The sequence below is a fragment of the Formosa sp. Hel1_31_208 genome, from assembly GCF_900104785.1.
Taxonomy (GTDB): Bacteria; Bacteroidota; Bacteroidia; order Flavobacteriales; family Flavobacteriaceae; genus Psychroserpens.
Genome location: NZ_LT629733.1, coordinates 1,836,920 through 1,862,906 on the forward strand (window position 1 = coordinate 1,836,920; position 25,987 = coordinate 1,862,906).

The 25,987-nt window shown below is 33.4% G+C and carries 17 protein-coding genes; 9 read left to right on the forward strand and 8 right to left on the reverse strand.

Annotation, left to right across the window (positions count from 1 at the left end):
• Positions 1-9 precede the first annotated feature (9 nt).
• The 8 genes from BLT57_RS08350 to xerA all read right to left on the reverse strand — a co-directional run bounded on the left by BLT57_RS08350 (position 10) and on the right by xerA (position 9,134).
• Positions 10-1,260 (reverse strand): C45 family peptidase, encoded by a 1,251-nt coding sequence (locus BLT57_RS08350; protein ID WP_036786700.1) that lies wholly within the window; start codon positions 1,258-1,260, stop codon positions 10-12.
• A 1-nt stretch (position 1,261) separates the two neighbouring features.
• Positions 1,262-2,002: a DUF6090 family protein gene (locus tag BLT57_RS08355; protein WP_052107551.1), complete on the reverse strand. Its 741-nt coding sequence runs from the start codon at positions 2,000-2,002 to the stop codon at positions 1,262-1,264.
• Between the two features lie 203 nt (positions 2,003-2,205).
• Positions 2,206-2,907 (reverse strand): DUF6090 family protein, encoded by a 702-nt coding sequence (locus BLT57_RS08360; protein ID WP_172827416.1) that lies wholly within the window; start codon positions 2,905-2,907, stop codon positions 2,206-2,208.
• A gap of 240 nt (positions 2,908-3,147) precedes the next feature.
• A complete protein-coding gene (locus tag BLT57_RS08365; RefSeq protein ID WP_091424805.1) occupies positions 3,148-3,825 on the reverse strand; it encodes a DUF6090 family protein in 678 nt (225 codons plus the stop codon).
• Positions 3,826-4,047: 222 nt separating this feature from the next.
• Positions 4,048-5,856, reverse strand: a complete 1,809-nt coding sequence (locus BLT57_RS08370) for a potassium channel family protein (RefSeq protein WP_091424808.1) — start codon at positions 5,854-5,856, stop codon at positions 4,048-4,050.
• Positions 5,857-6,031: 175 nt separating this feature from the next.
• The gene (locus BLT57_RS08375; RefSeq protein ID WP_172827417.1) at positions 6,032-6,739 is read right to left on the reverse strand and encodes a DUF6090 family protein; all 708 of its coding nucleotides are present in this window, start codon (positions 6,737-6,739) and stop codon (positions 6,032-6,034) included.
• A 325-nt stretch (positions 6,740-7,064) separates the two neighbouring features.
• Positions 7,065-7,784 carry a DUF6090 family protein gene (locus tag BLT57_RS08380; protein WP_091424814.1) on the reverse strand — a complete coding sequence of 240 codons (720 nt, stop codon included), beginning with the start codon at positions 7,782-7,784 and terminating at the stop codon, positions 7,065-7,067.
• A gap of 222 nt (positions 7,785-8,006) precedes the next feature.
• Positions 8,007-9,134, reverse strand: coding sequence for a site-specific tyrosine recombinase/integron integrase (gene xerA / locus BLT57_RS08385; protein WP_091424817.1), 1,128 nt, complete (start codon positions 9,132-9,134; stop codon positions 8,007-8,009).
• Positions 9,135-9,225: 91 nt separating this feature from the next.
• Here xerA and BLT57_RS08390 point away from each other — a divergent pair, with 91 nt between their 5' ends.
• From BLT57_RS08390 to BLT57_RS08430, 9 genes are all read left to right on the forward strand, one after another.
• Entirely contained in the window at positions 9,226-9,606 is a 381-nt protein-coding gene (locus BLT57_RS08390; RefSeq protein ID WP_091424821.1) for a hypothetical protein, read from the forward strand.
• A 148-nt stretch (positions 9,607-9,754) separates the two neighbouring features.
• Positions 9,755-10,609 (forward strand): AraC family transcriptional regulator, encoded by an 855-nt coding sequence (locus tag BLT57_RS08395; protein WP_091424823.1) that lies wholly within the window; start codon positions 9,755-9,757, stop codon positions 10,607-10,609.
• A 336-nt stretch (positions 10,610-10,945) separates the two neighbouring features.
• A complete protein-coding gene (locus BLT57_RS08400) occupies positions 10,946-11,830 on the forward strand; it encodes an alpha/beta hydrolase (protein WP_157717151.1) in 885 nt (294 codons plus the stop codon).
• 115 nt (positions 11,831-11,945) lie between these two features.
• Positions 11,946-14,744: a triple tyrosine motif-containing protein gene (locus BLT57_RS08405; RefSeq protein ID WP_231928664.1), complete on the forward strand. Its 2,799-nt coding sequence runs from the start codon at positions 11,946-11,948 to the stop codon at positions 14,742-14,744.
• Positions 14,745-14,980: 236 nt separating this feature from the next.
• The gene (locus tag BLT57_RS08410; RefSeq protein ID WP_091424832.1) at positions 14,981-17,998 is read left to right on the forward strand and encodes a TonB-dependent receptor; all 3,018 of its coding nucleotides are present in this window, start codon (positions 14,981-14,983) and stop codon (positions 17,996-17,998) included.
• Positions 17,999-18,005: 7 nt separating this feature from the next.
• Positions 18,006-19,469, forward strand: coding sequence for a RagB/SusD family nutrient uptake outer membrane protein (locus tag BLT57_RS08415; protein WP_091424834.1), 1,464 nt, complete (start codon positions 18,006-18,008; stop codon positions 19,467-19,469).
• Positions 19,470-19,482: 13 nt separating this feature from the next.
• Complete coding sequence (locus BLT57_RS08420; protein ID WP_091424837.1) at positions 19,483-21,642, forward strand: hypothetical protein; 2,160 nt, start codon at positions 19,483-19,485, stop codon at positions 21,640-21,642.
• A gap of 9 nt (positions 21,643-21,651) precedes the next feature.
• Positions 21,652-22,644: a PKD domain-containing protein gene (locus BLT57_RS08425; protein ID WP_091424840.1), complete on the forward strand. Its 993-nt coding sequence runs from the start codon at positions 21,652-21,654 to the stop codon at positions 22,642-22,644.
• Positions 22,645-22,800: 156 nt separating this feature from the next.
• Entirely contained in the window at positions 22,801-25,980 is a 3,180-nt protein-coding gene (locus BLT57_RS08430; RefSeq protein ID WP_091424844.1) for a glycoside hydrolase family 2 TIM barrel-domain containing protein, read from the forward strand.
• Positions 25,981-25,987: the final 7 nt, after the last annotated feature.

Sequence of the window (25,987 nt, forward strand, 5' to 3'; positions counted from 1 at the left end):
AATCATCGCTTATTCAAATTCAAATTTTTTATATTCAGACTCATCTGGTGGACCAGCTGTGATTAAAAGATGTGGATTATCACCGAACACCATTATTGTTGATGCAAATGTAAATCCACCAGATGCGTTCCATGTTCTGCAAACAGGATTATTAGGGTCGTCTTTAGACCTCAATATATCCATAATTGACTGAACGTTAATCTCAGTATTTGACGTCATACCTGTTTCTAAAGATTTGAATCGAATGTACGAGTTAGAATTGACAGGCAATTCACTAAAAGGTCTAGAAGGATTAAATTGCTCATCCCATGATTTTACATTAGTATTAACCTCTGGATGATTGGTATGGTACACTGCTCCATTTTGATTTTTAGGAATAAATCTAACGACTTCACCTGCAGAGGCTTCAAAATCATAAACTTCGTCATTCACGCTAATAATATAATTTTGTCCAGAAGCATGAGGTACATTTTTTATAAAATCTAAAATAGCATCCTTATCAGTCATACCAACAAGTTTTCTAACTACAAAAGCTACTGGCACACCTTCATTTGATGCTTTAAGCTGCATTATGGTATTTACAACGACACCAACACCTGAGCTATTCATACCATTAAGAGTAATGAGTCCTGGATGTGAAAGAATGAACTGTTGAGGCATGTTTTTTGAACCTTCTATCCTCATTAAAATTTGATATCCATCTGTATAGTCTTCTATGTCCATGTTTTGTGCAACCATTGCTGGATTTCCATTTTTAGCTGCAATACCCACATCGCTGCAATGATGATTCTCGAGAGCGTCAATGTAAACCCAGAATTCATCTAACAGATTTAAAACTAATATCTCTTCAAATTTTTGATTTGAGCCATCCGCAATACCTTTTATTTCTTCATACAATTCTGGGGTCCATTTCTTTATTGCTGGCTCAAAATTTGCATAGCTCATAAATTCTTTCAAAACATCATTTGCATCACGGCCTAAGGCTTTAGAAGTATTTTGTTTCCAATGTTCAACTATCTCTGATATTTCTTTACTGAGAACTCTTCCATGTTTTAAGCCCAAATCATAACCACTACCGCTCAGTCCTACTACTTTTAAATCTCGTTTTTTTGAAATACCATCTTGAGATGATATATCTGTAATGACTTCTGATTTAGTATTAGATGCTTTGTTCTTACAACTATAATTAAATAGTAAGAGTGCCGCAAAAAACACAATTTTAAAAAATAATCGAGAATACAATATTTTAGTGGTTTTCATATTAATTTTTGTTTAATTCAACGGCAATTAAATCTAAAATGGATTGGCAGGTTTCCACAATGGTAAAAGCTTCCGCAACATTATGACGGGCATATATTTTTTTCGCCGAAATATGACTTTGAAATACTGGGTTTTGTAATAAAGTTGTCATATCGTACTCAATTGCATTATCATAAACTTTAAAATTAATATCTGTACGATTATAAAACTCTAAAGTATAATCAAACGGTTCGAGTTTACTTAAAGGGTAATTGAGCGCTAGAAAAGGAATTATGATATTTTGAGAATATTGTATTGCAAGTTGCTCATCATCATCTAACTCATCTTCCACGCCGGACCATAATGTCAGCAATTTTCTTAATTCATGATTTTGTACAAGATTCAGATTACCAGAATTAATCAGATTGTCTGAAGCTCCCGGCCTAGATGTGTAATCAAACCAATCAAAAACAAAATATATTAAACTGTCAAGAGATTTTGAGGTTAATTTGTTATTGTCCAAGTTTTCTTGAATTTTATTAACCGCACTAACAATTTCTAGGTTGCCGTTATAGACGCGTTGGGCATCTTTGAGGTTTTCTTTAAACTCTACGTTTAAGTCGAGTAAGATTTTTTTCTCTGTCTTTCTTTCAAGTCTATTAATATTCCAATTATTAATTTGAAGTGCAATCAAAATCCCAATAACGACAAGTGTAATTTCACCAATAGCGTATTTAAGATACTTTCCAGTTTTATTTTCCATAAGCAAGTTTTGGCGAATTTTTCTAAAGAATTTTATCATTGGTTAGCGGTTTGTCATAATGAAACACAACGGTCTTGTGTATGGTTAGTTGGGTGTTTCAGCAACTAATTTAGTAAACAAAAACGAACGCGAGAAAATTCCGAAGGAATTTTCCAAATAAGCACTTGCCAAAGCAATTGATTATACACGTTGTTGTGCTTTCGTTATTTTTCAAGTTCCGAATTGATTAAGTTTTCTATCGTATCAATTTCTATAAGTACTTCTTTTAACTTTTCACGAGTTCTCATTTCTGTAAAAAATTTAACTCCAAAGGCACTCTCTGCCGAAAGAATTGCTTCAATTGGTTTGATTTCATTAGTTATGGCTTTTTTCAAATCAGGCTGCTCTCTTAATCTTGAAGAAAAACTACCAATTCCTTTTTCGCTATATTTTAATAAACCATTCAGGTAAATATTTAAATTACCATTATTTATAATTGTCCATTCGTCAAGTTTACTTTTATGTGTTATAAGTTTATTTCTTAAATTTTCGGGAATAATCTTAATATCTCCAGTTGATTGTAAGGTTTCCATTGTATTAAAACGAAAAGAGAGATATGGCGAGACAAATTGTACTTTGTTAAGCCCATCTATAACATCATCAACTGTTAAGTTTTTTGTTTCAAAAAGATTTTTATATTTATCATATGTTGCAATACTGGAATCCAATTGAGTAATAACTGCTTTTGAATATTTTTTTTGCTCATCTAAATCTGAAATTATTTGTTTATAGTAGATTTGCAGTTGATTTTGTTCTTTTCTATTTTCATTCCAATTATTTATTGAAAGAGCAATTAAAATTCCAATAACAACTAGAATAATTTCACCGACTGCATATTTAAAATACTTTCCAGTTTTGTTTTCCATAATTAAGTTTTGCCTAATTTTTCTAAATAATTTTATCATTAGTTAGTTATTTCTCTAAAGTTAGAATAATTATTTAATTCCGTTCGAGTGAGTGATAATGAAGTACAACGGTTGGGCTATGGTTTTCGTTGTGGAATTGTCCGCTAGGACATTCCGAGAGAACCAAACCATCATTGCAAGATAAGAATTTCCGAGAAGGAAATTCCGCCGCAATGAATTATAGCCATTGTTGTGCTTTCGTTATTTTAAATTATCAATTTCCTTTTCAATATCTTCTCTCAAATTACCATTCATTTCAAGTGCTCGGTGCATCAAATTAAGAGAGAATCGTTTGACGTTTATTTGATATTTGGCCAATTGCAAAAGATTTGTAGTTGTAATTTTCTCTTTAACAAGCGTTTCATTAACTAATAGGTTTTCACTGTATTCCAAATTAGATAGAACAAATGGTATGACTCTATCGTTAGTGAAGCTTTCGCCATATTCTGAGGTAGTTTTTAATCGTTCATACATTTGTTCGTAGTAGGCTGTCAAATTACTTTTTAGACTATCATTCTTCATAGCTGTAAATAGACCACTCGATTTTAAGCTTGAATAGGAGTTATTACTTTTATAAAAGAAGAAGTAGTTGTCTAAATTATACATTATTGAATCTAATTTAATGTTACTGTAATTGTCATTTGACAGAGCTAATAAGTACTCAACTCTTCTTGTATCACTTCTTACGAAGCTTTTTAAATTGATTTCGTCTTGCTTCAAGTCTTGTTTAACTTGATTAAGAGCTTCTTTAAGCGTTGTGCCTTTTATTCTTTCCTCGTTCCAGTTGTTCACTTGAAGAGCCAATAGAATCCCAATCATTACCAATGCTATTTCCCCAATAGCATATTTTAGATACTTGCCCGTTTTATTTTTTTCCATAAGGTTGTAGCGTATTTTACGAAAGAATTTTATCATTGGTTAGCGGTTTCTAGTAATGAAGCACAACGTGTTTGTGTATGGTTAGTTGCGTGGTTAAGCAACTAAGTTAGCAAACAAATCACAGATAGAAAATTCCAGCGGAATTTTCGTAAGTCGGCAGTGACCTAGCAATTAATTATACACGGTGTTAGCCTTTCGTTATTTTAATTTTTGCTTGTCATCTTAATTGAGCAGTTGTGAGATTAACGAAACAGAAAAAATAGTCAACATAAACCAGCCAATAAACCCTTGTATAATGGCCAAATAACGTGGCAATCCTATGATTGGAATTTCACCAAAACCTAATGTGGTAAACGTATTTATGGAAAGCATTAAAGCATTTAAAACCTTGATGAAAATATCATAAACGATAGCAATAAAAAAAGCGAAAAAAATCAAAACAGATTTCCATTTTTGTTTTGATACACCTGTTTCTGACCATGTGCCTTTTAGAATATCAACCTTCGAAAGCAACCAAGAAAAAGTTTTAGTTCCTGCAATAGACCATCGATAGAGTGGGAGAGCTGTAGTAGTGAAGAATTTAGGAGCTGTTTTCCCTTGTTCCAACAAGTAGGTTTTAAAGTTTTCTGCTTCTAACAATTCAACTTTCTTTTCATCTAAATAGACTTCGTGAATACCAGCATTCTTGTTCATATATTTTAAAAAGAAACGATATCGATCCATAATTCGATTTTTCCCCCGATGATCCCATGTGTTAGGAAAAAAAAGGTATATAAATGCGAAGAAGAAAATCACATAAACAGAGACCACAATAGCCTTAGAAGGTTCTGTACCATAATCAGAAAAGAGTTTTAAAAACTGATTGACTTTCCATTTAAAGTAGGAACGAAAGCCAGGGTTTAAGTCGTATACTACTTTTAAACGTTGCGTTTCTAAATCTTTTAATTCAATGTAGATTTTGTTGGCAATTTGTTTATTGTACCGACCTCTAAAATGGTTATAAAATTGACTTTTAAGAGACATCTCCTCTCTAAAAGCCTTTTCATTATAAACTCTAACAGAATCCATGTATTTAGCTATTAGCTCACTTCTGTTGTCAGTAAGATGAATAGGGTATCTATCGGTTGTATTTAAGCTATAATCCATTAAACCATTATAGGCACTAATCCCATTTTTAAATTGCTCTAAACCTATAATGTCTTTTGAAGAAAATGGACTGGGTACGAGAAAAACAGTACTAGAATATGTATTATCAAACCATTGAAAAGAATTTAAAGAATTAATGTTTTTCTGAATATAACCACTTTCAAATATATTGTTAGTTACATTACTAAATTCTGTTTTAAATAAACCAAAGAAGATATCTTCATAAATCACATGGTTTTCTGCAAAATAAATACTACTAATACCATTATTTGTTAAACGGAATCTATCATTGGACTCTAAAGCCTTAAATTTATTATCTCGATATAGTACACTCACTTTACTCGTTTCATTAGAACAATAGATTTGATGATTAAAATCTTTAAAGTTTGAGTAGGAAATATCAATTCCTGCATCAAACACATCTGATACATATTTGTTTACATTGCAATCTCTAGAGTCTATTTGGAATAGTTTATCAAAGCGACAGTAACGCATGGTTAATGTGCTAGTATTATTTAATAATACGCTCTTTTTAAAACGTATGTCTAATAATACACCTCCAGAAAATCTGCCGTTATCATTTCTAAAATCGGTAGTTAAAAATTGCACATTATCGAGTTCAATAGTTTTATTTATTACAATATCATTTCCATACTCATAGCTTTTATCTCTAGCTTCATAAACGTTCTTTCCTTTGATTACATATCTGGCATCCGTTTTAGAATTGTATTTTATTATGGCATCCTTTAATTTGAAAACAGTATCGGTTTCTTGCTCTATACGATCAAAGAATTCGGTGTAGCTGTATACTTTGTAGTTGGCTTCTTGAGAAAAGCAGTTACAAAACCATAAAAGAAAAAGAAGAATGATAAGTTGTTGTTTCATTTATTAATTATCATTTATAATGAAGGCTAACGGTTTTGTGTATGGTTAGTTGCGTGTTTCAGCAACTAATTTAGTAAACAAAAACGAACGCGAGAAAATTCCCAAGGAATTTTCCAAATAGCCAATGACCAAAGCAATTAATTATACACGTTGTTGTGCTTTCGTTATTTTAATTTCATTTAGTTATTTCAGCGTTGATTTCATCTTTTAACTCTACCATAAGCTCAATACTCTTGTCTATAATATTTATAGAATTGGAAGCTCTACTTTTAAGTCTAGTTAATAAAAGAAGAAATTCTGTTTGTTCTAATAAGTTCTCCGGAAACTTAGAGTATACTTTTATTTCACCATTTACTGATTCAGTATATGGTTTCCCTAAAAAAGATGTTAAAGTGGCAACGTCTTTGTCATAACCTTTATCATAGTAATTAATAAAAGCTATATAAGTGGGAAATCTAAAGTCATAAAAATCTACTAAACTATTTCGTAGATTATTGTTAGAAACTTTATCAATACCTGAAGATTTTAGAGCTTCATAAGGTCCAGGGTTGAATTGAAGATTAATTCCAGTTCTTAAATAATACCATCTCGACCTCCCGTTTTTATATAGTGTATCATTAAAAGTAGCCTTTTCATGCACTAGTCTAATGAATTTGTTTGCAGACGAATCGAGTTTCTGTAAACGAATTTCTAGACGATGAAAATAATCTATATCAGATTCTAACGCACTTTGTATTTCAGTGAGCATTTTCAATTCAAATTCTCGTTGTTTTTTGTTTTCATTCCAGTTATTAATCTGAAGCGCAATTAAAATTCCAATAACCACAAGTATAATCTCTCCAATAGCATATTTAAAATACTTTCCAGTTTTGTTTTCACTCATGAGGTTAAATCTTATTTTTCTGAAGAATTTAATCATAATTGATTTATTTAATTTCTCCGCAAGCGTTTATCTCAACCAAAGGTCTACTAGACCTTTGATTTTGCTTTGCAAAATTGAGTTTCAATAATCTAAAGAATTTTATCATTGGTTAGTTGTTGGCTTTAATGAAGGCTAACGGTCTAGTGTATGATTTCGTTGCGTATTTGAGAACTAAAGTTAGCAAATAAATCACATATAGAAAGTCCGCGAGGATTTTCGTAAGTAGGCGAGTACTAGCAATGAATTATACACGGTGTTGCGCCTGCCTGCGGTAGGCAGGCTTTCGTTATTTATTTTTCAGTGAAGGATATGTGTTTTCCATTAAATTAATTAATTGTAATGCTTCTTCTTTTAGTTCTTTAAAAAAACGGGTATTGTAACGACTAGTTTTTAAAATGGATAATAAGTGCCTATATATAAATTCATTATCTAGAAACTCTTTAATAAATTCAGATGATAATTTGGAATTTCTTCGTTCATATTTAAAGTCTTTCATATTTCCAATCGGAAATAGAATTCTTCTATAATCCATTCTAATTTGCAAAGGATATTCTTTAAAGTTAGAAATACGTACGTCAAAATTTTTATAAAACTTGTCTAATAAGTTAGAAAGTGAATCATTTTTAAGCAAACCGCTTTGACCAGAACTCTTTAATTTATCAAAGGTGTTTAAGTCTCTCTCGATAATAAATAATCTAGAAGGTGCCCAATGATTTTTAGTAAAGAGTATAGTGTCTTTAACTACTTTGTTTTTAGATTCAAAAACGTTTAGCACATATTCTGTTCCATTATATTGGTCACTTAAACTATTAAGTATTTCATCAATATTTGATATCTCAATTTTTAAATCTTTGTATATCTCTTTTATGTACTCTTTTCCACTTTGCTCAATTTTTCTGTTTTCATTCCAATTATTAATTTGAAGCGCAATCAAAATTCCAATAACGACAAGGACAATTTCTCCGATGGCATATTTAAAATACTTTCCAGTTTTGTTTTTCTCCATAAGGTCAAATCTAATTCGTCTAAAAAACTTTATCATGGTCTAATTTAAGCATTTAGTTTGTCCGCAAGCGGCTATCTCAACCAAATGTCCACAGGACATTTGATTTTGTTTCACAAAATTAAGTTTCAATAATCTAAAGAATTTTATCATTGGTTAGCGATTTCTGGTAATGAAGCACAACAATTGGATATACGTATTAACTATATCCACATTATATGTTGCCTAAGATAGTAAATCTTTTATTTCTGAAAATGAATTGTTGGCGACATGTGTGTAAATTTCGGTAGTTTTTGTTGAATTATGACCCATCAATATCTGTATGTGTCTAAGGTCTGTGCCGTTTTCCAAAAGGTGGGTTGCAAAACTGTGTCTAAGCATATGCGGTGTTACTTTTTTATACATACCAGCTCTTCTAGATGCGGACTTTACAATGGTTAATACACTAGACGCGCTATATTTACCTCCTTTCTGACCTTCAAATAGATACTTTTCAGGTCGGTATTCCCGGTAATAAGTTTGTAGATCTTTTAAGAGATTTGGACTTAAAATCGTAACTCTGTCCTTGTTACCCTTTGCATTTTTAATAATCACAACCATTCGCTTACTATCTATGTCATTGACTTCTAGGTTTAATAGTTCGCTACGTCGAAGCCCAGAAGAGTAGAGTAATCCAATAATACATTTGTGCTTTATGTTGTTAGCGCCTTCTATTATCTTTAATATCTCTTCTTTTGACAAAACCTCTGGAAGTGTCTTTTCTTTTCTAGGTCTTTCAATGGAATAGAATCGATTGGGCATGCCAAGAACGGTCTCATAATAGAACTTTATACTATTTATGGAAAGGTTTACTTGGGAGTTTGAAACACCTTTTTGAATCAATAACTGTAAATATTTTCTAATGTCAACTTCATTGATTTCTTTAAGTTCCTTGTCTTTGAAATGGTTTATGAAAGTTTCGAAACTCGAAATATAATTCTTTACCGTATTAGCAGAATACCTTTTTAGTTCCAGTTTTAACAAGTAGGATTCAGGACAAAGTCTACAATCTTTAACTAGCTTTCTTTTTCTGTAGCGATCTAATTTTACTACTGGGTTGTTTTCATTAACAATCTTGTTGGAAAAAAAGTAATTACCATTAACCCATGCTACGCCGTGAAAAGTCTTGAAAATTAATTCAAGGTTAGATTTTTTATTAGGAAGGTAGTGCATAGTAAATTCAGTACTCCATGAAATATTGGGTAATTGTTCAACAAGAGCCTGCAATACCTTGTTTGAATTAAATTGGATACCGATACATTTCTTTTGTTCGATTAACAGATGTTTTAAAGTAACACTTTTATGTAATTCCATGTTTTTTTTGTTCAAATTAGATAATAAAAATAACTTAATCGTACCTTATTCGAATATTTTACGTATAATATTCGTTTAATTCGAAAAAAAAATGAGATTACATAAAAATTGCCTGAATTGTGATAAGGAATTGAAAGGAAGAACGGACAAAAAGTACTGTGACCCACAGTGCAAAAGTTCTCACCAATACAAAAAGGAAAAGGAACAGCCTGAGCGGTTTTACAATAAGGTAGATAACCAATTGAAGCTTAACCGAAAACTCCTCAAGGAGTACAATAAAGCTGGTAAAGCCGTCATAAGATCAGAGGTGTTGTTAAAGGAAGGGTTCAATCCAAAATTCTTTACTCATTACTGGAAGAATAAAAAAGGAGACACCTACTTGTTTGTTTACGAATACGGTTTTTTTAAAAAAACGGAACACGGTGTTGAGAAATACGTATTAATAAAATGGCAGGATTATATGTCTAAATAAAATTGTCCCGTATCTGTACCATTTTTATCGAAACGCCTATAAATAGGAGAGATGTACTTTATGTATCCGTTTCTAATTTTACAGTGTTATAAGGTTAGTCAAATTGAATATGCATCAAATTAAACAGAATATTATTTAAATTTGTGATATGACCAGAGACTTTATAAATATCAATGATTTTACCATACTTGTCGAGGAAGCTTCATCTGATAGTGTCTCTGTAGATTCTTGCCGTTTTGATGAGCCTGTAATAGCTGTAGCGTTTTATGGTTCAGGGAATGTTGATTTATCAGTTAAATACGGTAATAAACAAAAGGAATTTCAGTATACACGAGGACTTACATTATCTTTTTATGGAGATGCTGACGTTGAGTTTATTCATACGGTGTCTCCTGAAAAACCACTTCAGTGCATTCTCATAGCAACCTCATTAAGAAGTTTGGATAAACTTCCCAATGAAGAAGGTGAAATTTTTCTAAGTTTAATGAACGAATTAGTAAACCCATCGGATCATTATGTAGAAGGACCTTCTTTTTTTATGACTCCAGAAATGCAGTCTATTGTAGATTCTTTATTCAATATTAAATATGAGGGAAAAACTAAAATGATGTTTTTTAGAAGTCAGATTACAGCTTTACTTTCTCATTTTTTTGGTCAATTAGCCTCTTTAAAAACGGAAAAAATTAAATTACCAGAACGCGAAAAACTAAATCTGGCAAAAAAAATACTTTTAGAGAATTTAGAAAACCCACCTTCACTAACTGAACTTTCTAAACAAATAGGCTTAAATACTTATAAGCTAAAAAGAGATTTTAAAGAACTCTTTGGTGTACCTGTTTTTAAATATCTGCAGAACGAACGCCTTACATTGGCTCATAAAATGATTAGAAATCAAGAAATGACTGTTCAGGAAGCTGCATGGCACGTGGGTTATGATAGTCTCAGTTCGTTTTCTAATGCCTTTGAAAAAAAGTTTGGCTATCGTCCAAGTCAGATCAAGTAACAACTTTTTGAACAAATCTTACTCCTTTTAAGACAAACCCATCGTTTGTTGTCCGCCTAAATTTGTCTTGTAATTAAAACTTATAAAGACATGAAAACTACACGCGCCATTTTATTCAATTTCCTGTGTCCTAACGCACAACCAGAATTTTTCCATTATATGAGAAATATTGTGTAAATAGTTCTAATTCATAAGCTAAAGTCTCTATTAGCCATTGGTTTAACTCCTAGTTATTGTTTACTTGAATATGATACTACTTGTACCAAATTTGTATCAAATATTGATTAGAGTCTATAAATGTTGATAAATCACTTTCTGTATCGGAAAATAGAATTTATGAAGTCTTACTGCTTATGTCTTGGAATGTTACTTTCGGTTTTGTGCTCAGGACAAACCGTTAACACATTTACATATAGTGTAAAAGGCAGCGATTCACTAAAGCTAGATGTTTATATGCCAAAAACGATAACTTCTGAGCAAAAATTACCTGTTATCATATGGATGCATGGAGGTGGATTTGCAGGTGGTTCAAGACATAGCAAGCGAATAGTTGAGCTAATGAATACTGCCACCGAAAAAGGATACATTGGTGTTTCAATGTCATATCGATTACTGAGAAAAGGTGCAAGGACCGGATTTGGCTGTCAATGCTCAAAGCAAGATAAACTCTATGCTTTCGCTAATGCTGCTACTGAATTTTTAGAAGCCACCAACTTTATTATTTCAAATAGTGAGGCTTTTCAAATTGATATTACAAAAATAATAGCAGGAGGAAGTAGTGCAGGTGCAGAAGCAGTATTAAGTGCTGTTTATATGAAAGACTATTTTATAGAAGATGTATCGCCATATGATCACATAAAATTCGCAGGCTTAATATCTTTTGCAGGTGCTATGGTTGATGAAAATTATATTACAGTAGACAATGCAGTGCCTACAGTGCTGTTTCACGGTACAAAAGACAATTTGGTGCCTTATGAGAGAGCAGCACACCATTTTTGTAATGACGTTGATAAAGGTTATTTAGTATTGAGTGGTTCTGGTAGAGTTTATAAACAACTTGAACTTTTGAATCAGTCCTATTATCTGTATAAAATTGAGGGAGGGACACATGAGGTCGCGACGACCGCATATGACGAATTAGAGGATTTTTTTATGTTTCTAAATAAAACGGTCATTAACTCTAAAGTTATTCAAACCAAGCGCTTAGAAACTCAGCATTAATTGTGGTATTTTATGCTGTTAAGGTTGGTTTTGTAATCTCTAATATTAATGCTATTTTGTACAATGAAATAGCTATGAATTTAAAAAAGACTATTACTCTATGAAAAATAGTAGTATGAGATTACTGACTGTAAGCCTTTTTTTAGTGTTCTGTATTGGCATGCGAGCACAGGAAATTCCTCCAGTTGAGATTTATTCCACGAAGCAATATCATGCAGAGAACCAAAACTGGGCTATTTCTCAATCTTCAGATCAAAATATATTTGTAGCAAATAATAAAGGATTATTAGAATTTAATGGAGAGTCATGGCGACTTTATTCTTCGCCTCAAGAAAGTATCATGAGAGCTGTACTAGCTGTTGATGACGTAGTGTATACAGGGAATTATATGGAGTTTGGATATTGGAAACGAGATAAATTCGGAAAATTAAATTATACATCGTTATCGCAAACTCTCAATTTACCTTTGGTAGAGGATGAGGAAATATGGAATATTCTTAAGTTAGACGATTGGATTCTTTTTCAATCATTAGATAGAATTATTATATATAATACGAGTGATGGTGGATATAAAATAATTAATTCTAAAACAAAACTCACAAAAGCATTTAAAGCAGATGATTCAATATTTTTCCAAAGTATTAATCTAGGACTCTTTAAAATCGAAAACGGGAAAGCTCAATTGTTTATTGATGATGATATCGTGAAAGAGAATACTGTTGTTAATATGTTTATTCATGAAGGTGAGTTTTTAATTCAAACGCAAAATCAAGGCTTTTTTACCTATAAAAATAACAGTCTTGAAGCATGGAATATTTCTACACAAAGTATACTAAATCAGGTGAGTGTTTACAATAGTATTCAGCTTAGCGATAAAAGTTTCGCTCTAGGGACAATTTCAAATGGCATCATTTATTTGCACCCCAATGGCGATATGAACTATCAAATTAATCAATCTAACGGATTAAGTAATAATACCGTATTATCACTTTTTGAAGACGATGATTATAACATCTGGTTAGCACTAGATAATGGGATTAATTGCGTGAATACAAATTCTCCGTTTAGTATCTATAATGATCAAAAAGGAACCATAGGAACGGTATATACCTCTATTGTGCATAATGGTCTCTTGTATTTAGGAACAAATCAAGGGTTGTTTTACAAAAGCTTAAAATCAAAAGATGATTTTAAATTCATTAAAGAAACACGAGGGCAGGTATGGTCATTAGCAGAACTATATGATACCTTGTTCTGTTCTCATAATAACGGCACCTTCATTGTCGAAGAAGATACCGTTAAAACAGTTAATAATAGTGATGGCACGTGGAATGTAAAACCGATAGCCACAAATCAAAATCTATTATTGGAAGGGAGTTATAACGGACTAAATATTCTTGAACTAAAAAATGGTGAGTGGAAATTTAAAAATAAGATTGAAGGATTTGACATTTCATCACGTTACTTCGAATACTATCCATCTAATCAAGTTTTTGTTAGTCATGAATATAAAGGTGTTTTTAAATTAAAAGTTGATGAGCAATTCACAAAAATTTTGAGTGTGGATAAAGATACTTCGGTAGATAAAGGGTTGCATTCAAGTTTATTAAAACACAATGGTAATATTCTATACACATATAAAGATGGTGTGTATAAATATAATAAGGACTTGTCTGCTTTTAAAAAAGATAGTTTGTTAAGCCTATCTTTTAATCCAAACACTTATATCTCTGGTAAACTCGTAAAATCTGACGAAACAAATAAATTGTGGAGTTTTTCAAGTGATGGGCTTAGCTATATTTCTTCAGGGAAACTAAGCGAACAACTAGAAATAGAAAAAATCTCACTTCCAAGTTCTATTAGAAACAATATGGGAGGTTATGAAAACATAAGCCATATGATGGATCAGAAATATTTGTTTGGGTCATCTTCTGGTTATTTATTAATTGATTTAGATAAGCTATCTCATAAGGTGTATACAATTAATGTTAATGCAGTAAGTACTTATGTTAATAATAATGAGAGTGCAGAAGTTGTCATTTCTGAAAAAGGAAATTTCAAAAATAAAGAGAACGATATTGAGTTTAGTTACAGTGTTACGGAGTATGACAAATATATTGAAGCAGAGTATCAATATCAGTTAGAAGGTGCTTACAACCAGTGGAGTGATTGGACTACAAAACCAAGCGAACGTTTTAAGAATTTACCATCAGGTGAATATACATTTAGAGTTAAAGCAAAAGTTGGAGATAACTTAAGTGTGAATGAAGCCACATATGAATTCACAATTGCTAAACCTTGGCACCTCACTAATGCCATGTTAACTATATACTTTCTGAGTTTTATAGTCTTATTATTATTAACACATAATATTTATAAACGATACTATAAAAAACAACGAGAAGGCTTTTTAAAGACTGCACAGCGTGAAATAGAAATGAAAAAACTAGAAAACGAGCAGCAGTTAATGAGTTTTAAAAATGAAAAGTTACGACAAGATATTGAAGGCAAAAATAGAGAGCTAGCTATCTCTACTATGAGCCTTATAAAGAAAAATGAGTTTTTAAATACTATTAAAAATCAATTAAAAAGTGTTGAAAAAGATCAAGATGTTAAGTCGGTTATCGCAGTTATTGATAGAAACATAAACAATACAGACGATTGGAAATTTTTCCAAGAAGCCTTCAATAACGCAGATAAAGATTTCCTAAAAAAAGTAAAAAGTAAACACCCAGATCTTACGCCAAATGATTTAAAATTATGTGCCTATCTGAGGTTAAACCTTACATCAAAAGAAATAGCACCTCTCCTGAATATATCTCCTAGAAGTGTGGAAGTTAAGCGTTATCGCCTTAGAAAAAAAATGGATTTACCACATGAGTTTAGCTTAACAAATTATATACTGGATATATAATAACAATACATTTGCCCAAAGAAACACAACATTGCCTATACATGGGTGGTAATTGTGGTGTTGCAATGTCCTAAGAATACAGTTCCAAAATTGCCAACTAACTGATTTTAACATAGATTAATTGCGTAATTAGTAAAAATACCTTCTTTTTTTTGAGATGTATATTTATTGTATAGTCCTTTTTTAAGGAATTATTAACGTTATGCACTAAGTTGCATGTTATAACTAACACAACTATGTATTCAAAATTATTTACAATTTTAGTAGTCATTTTTTCTGCTTCACTTTATGCACAGAATATAAATGTGACAGGAACAATTACTGAGACATCTACTGGTATACCACTTCCTGGAGTTAATGTCCTCGTGAAAAACACGTCCAAAGGAGCATCTACAGATTTTGATGGAAAATTCGTCCTGAATGATGTATCTATCAATTCGGTTTTAGTAATCTCATATTTAGGTTATAAAACAAAAGAAATTACAGTAACGAATGCGGAGCCTTTGTTCATTACTTTAGATGAAGATTCAGAATCACTTGACGAGGTAGTGGTAATTGGTTATGGTACACAACGAAAGAAGGAGATTACAGGTGCGGTTTCAGTAGTTTCTAGCGAAACTATTGAAAATTTAAAACCAACTCGAATTGAACAAGCACTTCAAGGACAAGTTGCTGGTGTCAATATTGTGTCAAATTCTGGATCACCTGGAGCCTCTGCTACGATAAGTATTAGAGGTGTTTCTACCAATGGAGATTCACGTCCTTTAATTCTGGTTGATGGAACAGTGGTCGAAGACCTTAGTGTTATCAATCCAAATGATATTGAAACAGTTAATGTGTTAAAAGATGCAACAGCCGGTATATACGGTGTGCGTGCTGCCAATGGTGTTATATTAATAACAACAAAATCAGGTCGTAAAAGTATGCCGTTAACAGTGGAATTAAATACTTATGGCGGATTTCAAGAAACTACAAGGACATTACCAGTGTTAAATGCCACCGAGTACGCCCTTTTGTTAAATGAAGCTTATGCGGCTAATGGAGAAAATATACCATTTTCGAACGTCGCAGGTTTAGGGCAAGGTACAAATTGGCAAGATAGAGTCTTTCAAAAGGCGCCTATAGTGAGTACCGCGATTACACTTAAGGGTGGTGGAGAAAAATCAACTTATGCTTATGGTGGGTCATTTTTAACCCAAGATGGTATTGTTGGTGGTGATAAGTCAAACTTTTCAAGGCTAACACAACGCTTAAGTTATAGTTTAGATTTTCTTAAAAACTTCAAGATTAATACGGGTGTCACTTGGACGCACACTTCAAGAAGAGTGCTTCCTGAAAATGGAATTGGTTCCGTTTTATTTAACGCTATTAACATAGCGCCAACCATAAATACGAATCAAGCTGCAAATGACTTAGGATTTGAGATAGTTAATCCGATTAAACAAATTAACAATACATTTAACAGAGGCTTAGTTGATAAAATAAATGGTAATATTAATTTATCATATAATTTTCTGGAACACTTTACAGCTCAGGCAAGTTACCAGTTTAATTATGCAGAAGTAGATAGTAAAGTGTTTTCTCCAGAAATTGACTATGGTATTCAGGGTACAGTAGATAAAGTGTTCGATATTCAAAGAAATCAAGTTGTAGAAACTAAGAGTTTTTTTAGAGACTATACGTTTGATGCCTTTATAAAGTATGAAAATAAATTTAATGATATCCATAATTTAAATGTACTGTTGGGAACCTCAGTTTTTAAAACTACAGGTAATAATACAGGGAATGTAGGATTTGGTATTGTCGATAATTTTGTTGGTAATGCAAATATAGAGAGCGCCACTAATATTCAAAACATCTTTCCTTTCGATTCTGGTTTTGACTCAAGATTATTATCATATTTCGCCAGAGTACAATATGATTATAATGGGAAATATTTAGTTTCCGCAGTGATAAGACGTGATGGGTCAAGTAATTTCGGACCTAAGAATAAGTTTGGTTATTTCCCATCTGCATCTGTTGGATGGATCGCCTCCGAAGAAAACTTCATGGCTACTAATTCGTTTATAGACTTCTTAAAGATAAGAGCCTCCTATGGTGTGTTAGGTAACGACCGAATTGGAGCATTTAGATTCGTTTCAGTTCTTGATGGAGAAGGTGTTTATCCGTTTAATGATTTACTAAATTTCGGTACTACTCCTGGAGCTATCTCTAACCCAGAAATTAAATGGGAAAAACAAAAAACACTTGATATAGGATTGGATATGCGTTTCTGGGAAAATAGAATGGATTTAACACTTGACTATTATAAAAAGCGTACCGAAGATTTACTCGTTTCACCACCCGTATCAGGAATATTAGGAGCCTCGGGTCCAGGCTCACTTTCACCATTTATTAATGCTGGAGTGATAGAAAATAAAGGGTTTGAATTTTCTCTTGGTTATACAGAACAATTGAGTGAAAATTTTAAAATGAATATTAAATACAACGTTTCAACCATTGATAATAATGTCATCTCTGTTAGTAGTTCTGGAGATTTTATTCCTGGAGGACAATTTGGTGTAGGTCAAGCTCAACCCTCTAGAATGGAAGCTGGTCAGCCAATTGGTTATTTCAGAGGATTTAGAACAGCGGGAATATTTCAAAATCAAGCCCAGATAGACACTTCACCTATTCTTAATGGGAATACACAGCCAGGGGATTTAATTTTTGTAGATATTAATGGTGATGGTGTAATCAATGATGATGACCGAACTAATATTGGAGACCCAATTCCAACAGCAACAATGGGTTTAAATCTTTCTTTTGATTATAAGAATTTCGATTTTGGCGCATATGCATTTGCCTCTGTAGGAAATGATATCGTGAGAAATTTTGAACGTAACATACCAAATGCTAACCGATCCGTTTACTTTCTAGATCGCTGGACTGGTGAAGGAACCAGTAACTCATTCCCAAGAGTAACCACAGGAGCAACAAATAATACGCTGTTTTCAGATTTTTATGTTGAAGATGGATCGTTTATCCGACTTCAAAATGTGCAGTTAGGGTATTCATTCTCATCTGACCTTTTAGACAAATGGGGACTAAAAAAATTACGACTATATGTCTCTGCAAGTAATTTAGTAACGTTAACAAAATATAGTGGATACGATCCAACAGCATCAACAGGAGAACCTATTGGTGGTGGTATTGATTATGGATTTTATCCGTCACCAAGAACATATTTATTAGGAATGAACTTAAAATTTTAATAAGACCATGAAAAATTTAAAAATCACTTTTGTTTTTATAGCATTGATTATCATGGCTTCATGCAGTGATGATTTCGTAGATGTTAAATCTAACAATGAAAACTCAGAAGATTTCTTTAACACCGAAGAAGATTATCAAAACGCTTTGATTGCAGCATACGACCTATTACAATCGACATATATCAATGTGATGTTAGGTGATATTGCCTCTGATAATACTTTAGCTGGTGGTGGTGATTCAAATGATGGACCAGGAATACAAGAAATTGATGATATGATTCATACGCCAATTAATGAAGAACTGAGCAACATATGGGAATGGATGTATGCAGGTGTTAATCGTGCCAATTATATTTTAGAATTTCAAAACAATATTAATTTCGACGGCAAAGAAGCTGTTTTAGCTCAAGCTCGATTTTTAAGAGCTTACTACTATTTTGAATTAGTTAAGTTTTTTGGAGATGTCCCTTTTGTTATTGACAGACGAATACAGTTTGGAGATCAATTTGAAATTCCAAAAACATCTAAAGATGTGATATATGATCAAATTGAATTAGATTTAATTTATGCTGCGGAAAACTTACCTTATGTACAGCAACAGACCGGAAGAATTACAAAAGGAGCCGCACAAGCACTTTTAGGTAAAGTCTATTTGTTTCAAGACGAGTTTGCATTATCTGCAGCAGTATTAGAAGATCTAATTAATAATGGACCATATGATTTACTTGTAGATTATAGTACGATGTTTGAGAATGATAATGAGAATAATATTGAATCGGTTTTTGAAGTACAGTATACCGATGTTGAAGGAGCATCCTTTGATTGTTTTCAGTGTAGTGAAGGTAACATTGCTGTTGGGTTTAATGGTATCAGAGGATATAACGGTCCTATTTTTGAATCTGGCTTTAGCTTTAATGTCCCTACACAAGAAGTGGTTGATGAATTTGAAGAAGGAGATTTACGACTCGAAACTGCCATATTAGATATTGAAGCGTGGGCTGCAGAAACAGGCGCTACATATAGTACAGGAAATGAACATACAGGATATTACAATAGAAAATATATTGCTCGTGAGGGCGATTTAAATATTGGAGATGCTAATTTAACTAACCCTAATAATTACAGAGCAATACGTTTTGCCGATGTGTTATTAATGGCAGCTGAAGCATTAAATAGAGGAGGAATTAATGATATGCAAGCACAAAGCTATCTCAATAGAGTTAGAGAACGTGCTTTTGGTAATTCTGATCATAATGTGACTTTAACTGGAGTAGCATTAACTAATGCAATTTATCACGAAAGACGTGTCGAACTTGTTGGAGAAGGTCATCATTTTTTCGATCTTGTAAGAACAGGTCGTGCTGCTGATGAAATTGATGGTTTTCAAGAGCAAAAACACGAACTATTTCCAATACCGTTAATTGAAATACAATTAGCTGGAGGGCAATGGGAACAAAATCAAGGATATTAAACAATTTATGACTATGAAAAGTATAAAATATATTTTAGCAAGCATACTTATTATAGCTTTTATTAGCTGTGAAGATGATGAAAGAGATACGGACTTTATCAATAATACCGAAGCTCCAAGTGAATTGGTTTTACAATTTGGCGTAACTCAAGATAATACTGGTTTGGTAACAATAACTCCAACCGCAGTAGGAGCGACTTCTTTTGAATTGTTTTTCGGAGATGGATCGGGTAACTCTGTACAATTAACATCGGGTGAAAGTGTCGATAAAGTTTATGCTGAAGGCACCTATACGTTGAGCGTTATTGCTACAAGTGTAAGTGGTTTAACCACACAAGCAGAGCAAGAACTAGTCGTTTCGTTTACAGCACCTCAAAATCTAGCTGTAACTATTGAAAATGATGGTACTGTATCTAATACGGTTCGTGTGAATGCTACAGCAGATTTTGGTATCATGTACGAAGTTGATTTTGGAGAAGATGGTGTTGACGATATTAGAACCGCAAATATTGGTGAAGAGATCGTTTACGAATATCAAGCTGCCGGAATATATACAATTACTGTAACAGCATTTAGTGCTGCCATTGAAACAGCACAGTATATAGAAACAGATTTTGAAGTAACTGAAATATTACAACCCTTAACAGCTGCGCCAGTACCACCCAACAGAGCAGAGGCAGATGTCATTTCAATGTTTAGTAATGCTTATGACTTAGATGTAAATGTAAGTTCTTGGCGCTCAGATTGGAGCACCAGCGTTCTAACAGATTTTCAAATTGATGGTGATGATACAAAATCCTATTTTGATGCCGATTTTGTTGGTGTAGAATTTTATGGTGCAGATGCTGTTGATGCTTCTAATATTGAATTCTTTCATATCGATGTATGGACATCAAATGCGACCACTTTCAGAATTAAATTAGTTGATTTAGGTGGAGCTGCAACAGAGGCAGAAATAGTATTTGATAATTTTAATCAAAATGAATGGGTGTCTATAGATATCCCAATGTCCGACTTTATAGACGGTGGAATGACAGCAACGAATTCAATTCAACAACTGATATTCTCAGGTTTACCAACTGGAACATTTGATTTCTTTATAGATAACGTTTACTTCTATAACGCAACACCAAGCGCACCAAGTATGGCAGCACCAACTCCGCCAGCAAGACCGCAAGCGGATGTTATATCTATGTTTAGTAATGCCTATGACTTAGATGTAGTTGTAAGTTCTTGGCGTTCAGATTGGAGTACAAGTACGTTAACCGATATTCAACTTGATGGAGATGATACCAAGCGTTATGAGGATGCCGATTTTGTAGGTGTTGAATTTTACGGAAGTCCTGTAGATGCAACAGATATGGAGTTTTTCCATATTGATATTTGGACACCAGATGCTTCCTTATTTAGAATCAAACTTGTCGATTTAGGATCAGGAAGTCCGATTGAAGGTGAAATTCCATTTCCAGATATACAGCCTGGAGGGTGGATTTCCTTAGACATTCCTCTAGAAGATTTTGCCGATGCGGGTATTGTGACAAATGCATCGAATTTATTAACTGTTAGAAATTCGCTTCAACAATTGATATTTTCTGGTTTACCTGCAGGTACTTTTGATTTTTATATTGACAATGTGTATTTCTGGAGAGAATCCGCGACGTCACCTGGTGAAGCTGCTCCAGCACCAACGGTACCAGAAGCTAACGTCATCTCGATGTATAGTAATACCTATACTGATGATGTTAACGAAAGTTCTTGGCGTTCAGATTGGAGTACAAGTATCTTAACTGATATTGTAATTGATGGCAACGACGTTAAAGAATATATTGATGCAGACTTTGTAGGTGTAGAATTTTATGGAGACCCGGTAGATGCTACGAGCATGACTTTCTTCCATATAGATGTATGGACACCGAATGCCTCAACATTTAGAGTGAAATTAGTCGATTTAGGTTCTGGGAGTCCAGTAGAAGGTGAAATTGCATTTGATAATTTCCCATTAGGAGAATGGGTGTCTTTAGAAATCCCATTAGCAGATTTCGCTGATGCAGATCTCGTAACAAATGCGAGTAATACATTAGATATTCGAAACTCATTGCAGCAATTGATATTCTCAGGGTTACCTACAGGGACATTTGATTTTTACATTGATAACGTATATTTCCACAATTAATATAAATAAATGATGAATAGACTTAAATATATAGGAATCATGTTGTTTAGCTTTTTGTTAATAACAACATGTCAGGATGAAGACAAAGAATTCGGTAATATCACAGCGCCGACAAATTTGTCGCTTAGTTTTGAAATTGTCGGACAATCATTAGATAACCCTAACGGTGATGGGTCTGGATTCGTTGTATTTACAGCAACAGCAGATAATGCTTTAAACTATAGATTTACTTTTAGTGATAATTCTTCAGATGAATCCTCATATACAGGTGTAACAACACACCGCTTTTCTGTACAAGGTATAGTTACATATACGGTAAGTGTTATCGCTACGGGAACCGGAGGAGCTTCTTCAACAACATCTGTAACGCTTGATGTCGTTAGTGCATTTGATGATCAGGAAGCTAAGATCTTTTTAACTGGAGGTCCAGGTCTGTCTAAAACATGGTACCCAAAAGTTGACGAAAATGGTCATTTGGGAGTAGGTCCAACATTAGAGCAGGATGGAAATGATGATGGTAGTCTCAATGGACATTGGTTTCCACAATACGATTCCACAAATGCCTTCGGAAAATGTGATGATGAAGATACAGATTGCTTTTGTGACCAAGACATGACATTTTCTTTAGATGAAAACAATCAATTAACGTATACCCATAATAATAATGGTCAATCATTTTTTAATTGGGCTCACTGTGATGCTACAGGACAGCAGTGTGATGAATTTGTGGATACCTGTTTTGATTTTGATACTACAGGAGTAAGTGATGTTACTATTATACCTTCTTCTACAGATTGGTCACAGATTGCAGATCCAGATTTCCCTGCACCAAGAGGTTCAGTAATGAATTTCTCAGGCAATGCTTTTATGGGCTATTATACTGGAGTATCGTCATATGAAATATTGGAGATTGAGGAAGATTATCTTTATGTGAGGTTTTATGATGCAGTAAACCCGGTATTAGCCTGGTACCAGATGTTTACAACTACTCAGCCAGATTAAATAAATAATTACATGAAAAATGTTAAAACCTTAAATTGGTTTTCGTTTTTGTAACCGATATCTTATTTTCAAAGAAAAATTAATAAGATGAAAAAATAGTGTAAGAATTATTAATAGGAAATAGTAACAGCTACTAGCCAAGTAAAAAACAAAATTATGAGAAACAAAATTCTAGGATTACTTCTTTTATTCATGACGGCTACCGTTTTCGCACAAACTGATAAAGTATCGGTTGTAAAAAGTGCAGATGGTATGAAATTAGTCGTCAATGGACAAGATTTTATGATAAATGGTATGAATTGGGATTACATTCCAATAGGTACCAATACCGTAAATGCTGATTTTTGGAATAAGTCAGACGACATTATTAAAGCAGGTCTAGATTCCGAAATGTCTCTTTTAAAGAATATGGGAGTGAATGTTATCCGCCAGTATACGGGTGTTCCAGCAAAATGGATCCAGTATATCTACGAAAATTATGGGATATACACCATGCTGAATCATTCTTTTGGACGTTATGGATTAACAATTGATGGTGTTTGGACTCCTGTAACGATCTATGATGATCCAAAAACACAAGAATTCTTAATGTCAGAGGTTAACAACTTGGTTAGAGATTATAAAGATACACCTGGACTCTTAATGTACCTTTTAGGGAATGAAAATAATTACGGACTCTTTTGGCAAGGTGCTGAAACTGAAGATTTTCCAGATGATGAAGATGAGAAGAGATTCATAGGAGAGAAAAGAGGCCGTCCAATGTATAAGTTGATGAATGATGCTGCTAAAGCCATGAAAGCCTCAGACACATCGCATCCTGTAGCCATTTGTAATGGTGATGTATTATTCATTGATATCATTGCGGAAGAATGTCCTGATGTTGATATTTATGGAACAAACACCTATAGAGGTTCTTCGTTTACCGACATGTTTGATGTGGTTAAGGAAAAATTGGATATTCCATTAATGTTTACAGAGTTTGGTGCAGATGCCTTTAACGCTAAAGAAAATAAGGAAGATCAAAGAGCACAAGCGTACTACATGGTGAGTAATTGGAAAGAAATCTACCAACATGCTTCTGGTTTAGGTAAAACTGGTATTTCGATAGGAGGTTTTACTTTTCAATTCAGTGATGGATGGTGGAAGTATGGGTTTGATGATAGAAAAAATGCAGATTTGCATGATAATAATGCTTCTTGGACTAATGGAGGTTACGCTATTGATTTAGAACCTGGTCAAAACAACATGAATGAAGAATGGTTTGGTATCTGTGCAAAAGGTCCAACTAATGAAAGAGGGCTTTATGAATTATATCCAAGAGCAGCATATTATGCACTTAAAGAAGCACACAGTCTGAATCCTTATGAAGAGGGTGTAACTGGTGATTTTGTTACCAAATATTTTGACAACATTCAAATTATGGATGCCGTGTTAAGAGCCAGAGGAGACAAAGCAGCACTAGGTGGTAGTGAGACACAAAAAATTAGAATTAGTCATTTAATGGCAAAATTCACCACATTCAATACAGGAGGAAGTTTAATTACAACACCAGATAATCCCGATGAGGATTCTGATACCTATCCAAATCAATTGGGTTTTGATCATATGCAATCCTATTTTGTGGGTATTGAAGGTAATCCGTCTCCTAATATGAGAGCCAGTGTGAATTTAAATGTTATAGGTAAGGTAGCTGAAAATCCTATTGATGAGATTTTTTATGAAAACAGAGGAAGAGCAGTAACTGTTGATTCTGATAACGGTGAAGTTACACTTGGGGATGTCAATAGAGTCAATGTGTATCAAGCAGAGTTTGAATGGAAAGCAAAAGATTTTGATTTAAGAGGGTTTTATCGTACTGGTCATTTTCATTGGCAATATGAAGGTGATTTCTTTGGTTTATATCCAGAGGCAAACTACGGACCTAACCTAGATATCTATGGCGGTGAAATTTTAGGAGCTGAATTGGATGGAAAAGGTACGTTTGATGGTTTAAAAGCAGCTATTGGTCCGCAATTATGGTGGGGTGCAAATCCAACCATGTTGTTTAAATACCAGCGTAAAATCGGAAATTATGAAATAGCTGGAATTTATCACCGTGATCTTGAGACAGAAATACAGTTTGATGAAAACGGCCAACGTATATTAGATGCTAATCAAGTACGTTCAGGTGTAATACCTGCTTTCCCTATGGAAAGAGCAACTATAGCTGTAGAGAGAGACTTTGGAAAAGTTGATGTAACACTTGGAGCTATTTGGGGAGGAAGTCCTTTAAATGGTAGTTCTTTCCAAGATATTGATAATGGACAAGTTGTTGTAGATAAGATTCGAGGAAAAGATAATTGGGGTGGAAAAGCAAAAATCACCTATGAAGGTGGTAAATTTAACTGGTATGCTCAAGGTTCGATAATGGGACTTGTAGCTAATGGAGGAGCTGATGCAACTCGTACATTTACCGGATGGAGATTATTAGACTCCGGTAGTGGAAACATGTCGAACTTCTTAACTGGATTTACATATGGTGTTGGAGATTTTCAAATTGCGCCAAACTTTAGATGGCAAATGCCACTTGTAGACGCTATGCCTAATGGAGGTGAGGCTCCTGGAAGACTAAGAAATGTTATTGATGATCCTTTTGCGGTTAGAAATGGAAATAGAAAATCAACGTCTGGAGAATTACTACTTACTTATGACCCTACACCAGGTACTTGGATGTACGAATGGGATAACGACAGGGCAGAAGACGCAAAATTCGCAATGAATTTAGGATTTGTATATCATAGAATGTCCACAGCAATGGATGCTCATATTGGTTTTCAGGCAGATCGTACATTCTTTGCATTTCCTACTGCTGCACCTCAAGAGAACTTATGGGAAATCCATTCGAGAATGGTGTCTAAGTTAAACCCAGATTTAGGACTCATTGGAAACTTTTACTATGGAAATGCTCAAGCTAATGGTGATAGTGAAAGATTAATAAAACGTTTTGGAGGAGATATAAGAGCCATATACAAAAAAATGAGATTAGAAACGCATGTAAAAGTAAATGACTGGGGACCGTTTGATTACCACAGAGATTTTAACTTGACGTTCCCGTTGCAATTTATGGTAGATATTTCTACATCATTAGGAAAACCAGACTGGTTTGTCTTGCCTAATACAACTATAGGTTTAAGAGGCACTTGGCGTTCACTAGATCAATTTTCACCAAGATTTTCTCCGACCAATACATTCATACCAGATACTTTTCCTCCCGTTCCTGCATTAAGTCCTGCTGGATTTGGAAATGGTTCAGAGTGGGAAATTAGAACCTATGTACATATTAATATTGGAAGATAAAAATAGC

Excerpts from the sequence above, each read along its gene's own strand:
- BLT57_RS08350 (WP_036786700.1), bottom strand. The coding sequence starts at position 1,260 with ATGAAAACCACTAAAATATTGTATTCTCGATTATTTTTTAAAATTGTG.
- BLT57_RS08355 (WP_052107551.1), bottom strand. The coding sequence starts at position 2,002 with ATGGAAAATAAAACTGGAAAGTATCTTAAATACGCTATTGGTGAAATT.
- BLT57_RS08360 (WP_172827416.1), bottom strand. The coding sequence starts at position 2,907 with ATGGAAAACAAAACTGGAAAGTATTTTAAATATGCAGTCGGTGAAATT.
- BLT57_RS08365 (WP_091424805.1), bottom strand. The coding sequence starts at position 3,825 with ATGGAAAAAAATAAAACGGGCAAGTATCTAAAATATGCTATTGGGGAA.
- BLT57_RS08370 (WP_091424808.1), bottom strand. The coding sequence starts at position 5,856 with ATGAAACAACAACTTATCATTCTTCTTTTTCTTTTATGGTTTTGTAAC.
- BLT57_RS08375 (WP_172827417.1), bottom strand. The coding sequence starts at position 6,739 with ATGAGTGAAAACAAAACTGGAAAGTATTTTAAATATGCTATTGGAGAG.
- BLT57_RS08380 (WP_091424814.1), bottom strand. The coding sequence starts at position 7,784 with ATGGAGAAAAACAAAACTGGAAAGTATTTTAAATATGCCATCGGAGAA.
- xerA (WP_091424817.1), bottom strand. The coding sequence starts at position 9,134 with ATGGAATTACATAAAAGTGTTACTTTAAAACATCTGTTAATCGAACAA.
- BLT57_RS08390 (WP_091424821.1), top strand. The coding sequence starts at position 9,226 with ATGAGATTACATAAAAATTGCCTGAATTGTGATAAGGAATTGAAAGGA.
- BLT57_RS08395 (WP_091424823.1), top strand. The coding sequence starts at position 9,755 with ATGACCAGAGACTTTATAAATATCAATGATTTTACCATACTTGTCGAG.
- BLT57_RS08400 (WP_157717151.1), top strand. The coding sequence starts at position 10,946 with ATGAAGTCTTACTGCTTATGTCTTGGAATGTTACTTTCGGTTTTGTGC.
- BLT57_RS08405 (WP_231928664.1), top strand. The coding sequence starts at position 11,946 with ATGAGATTACTGACTGTAAGCCTTTTTTTAGTGTTCTGTATTGGCATG.
- BLT57_RS08410 (WP_091424832.1), top strand. The coding sequence starts at position 14,981 with ATGTATTCAAAATTATTTACAATTTTAGTAGTCATTTTTTCTGCTTCA.
- BLT57_RS08415 (WP_091424834.1), top strand. The coding sequence starts at position 18,006 with ATGAAAAATTTAAAAATCACTTTTGTTTTTATAGCATTGATTATCATG.
- BLT57_RS08420 (WP_091424837.1), top strand. The coding sequence starts at position 19,483 with ATGAAAAGTATAAAATATATTTTAGCAAGCATACTTATTATAGCTTTT.
- BLT57_RS08425 (WP_091424840.1), top strand. The coding sequence starts at position 21,652 with ATGATGAATAGACTTAAATATATAGGAATCATGTTGTTTAGCTTTTTG.
- BLT57_RS08430 (WP_091424844.1), top strand. The coding sequence starts at position 22,801 with ATGAGAAACAAAATTCTAGGATTACTTCTTTTATTCATGACGGCTACC.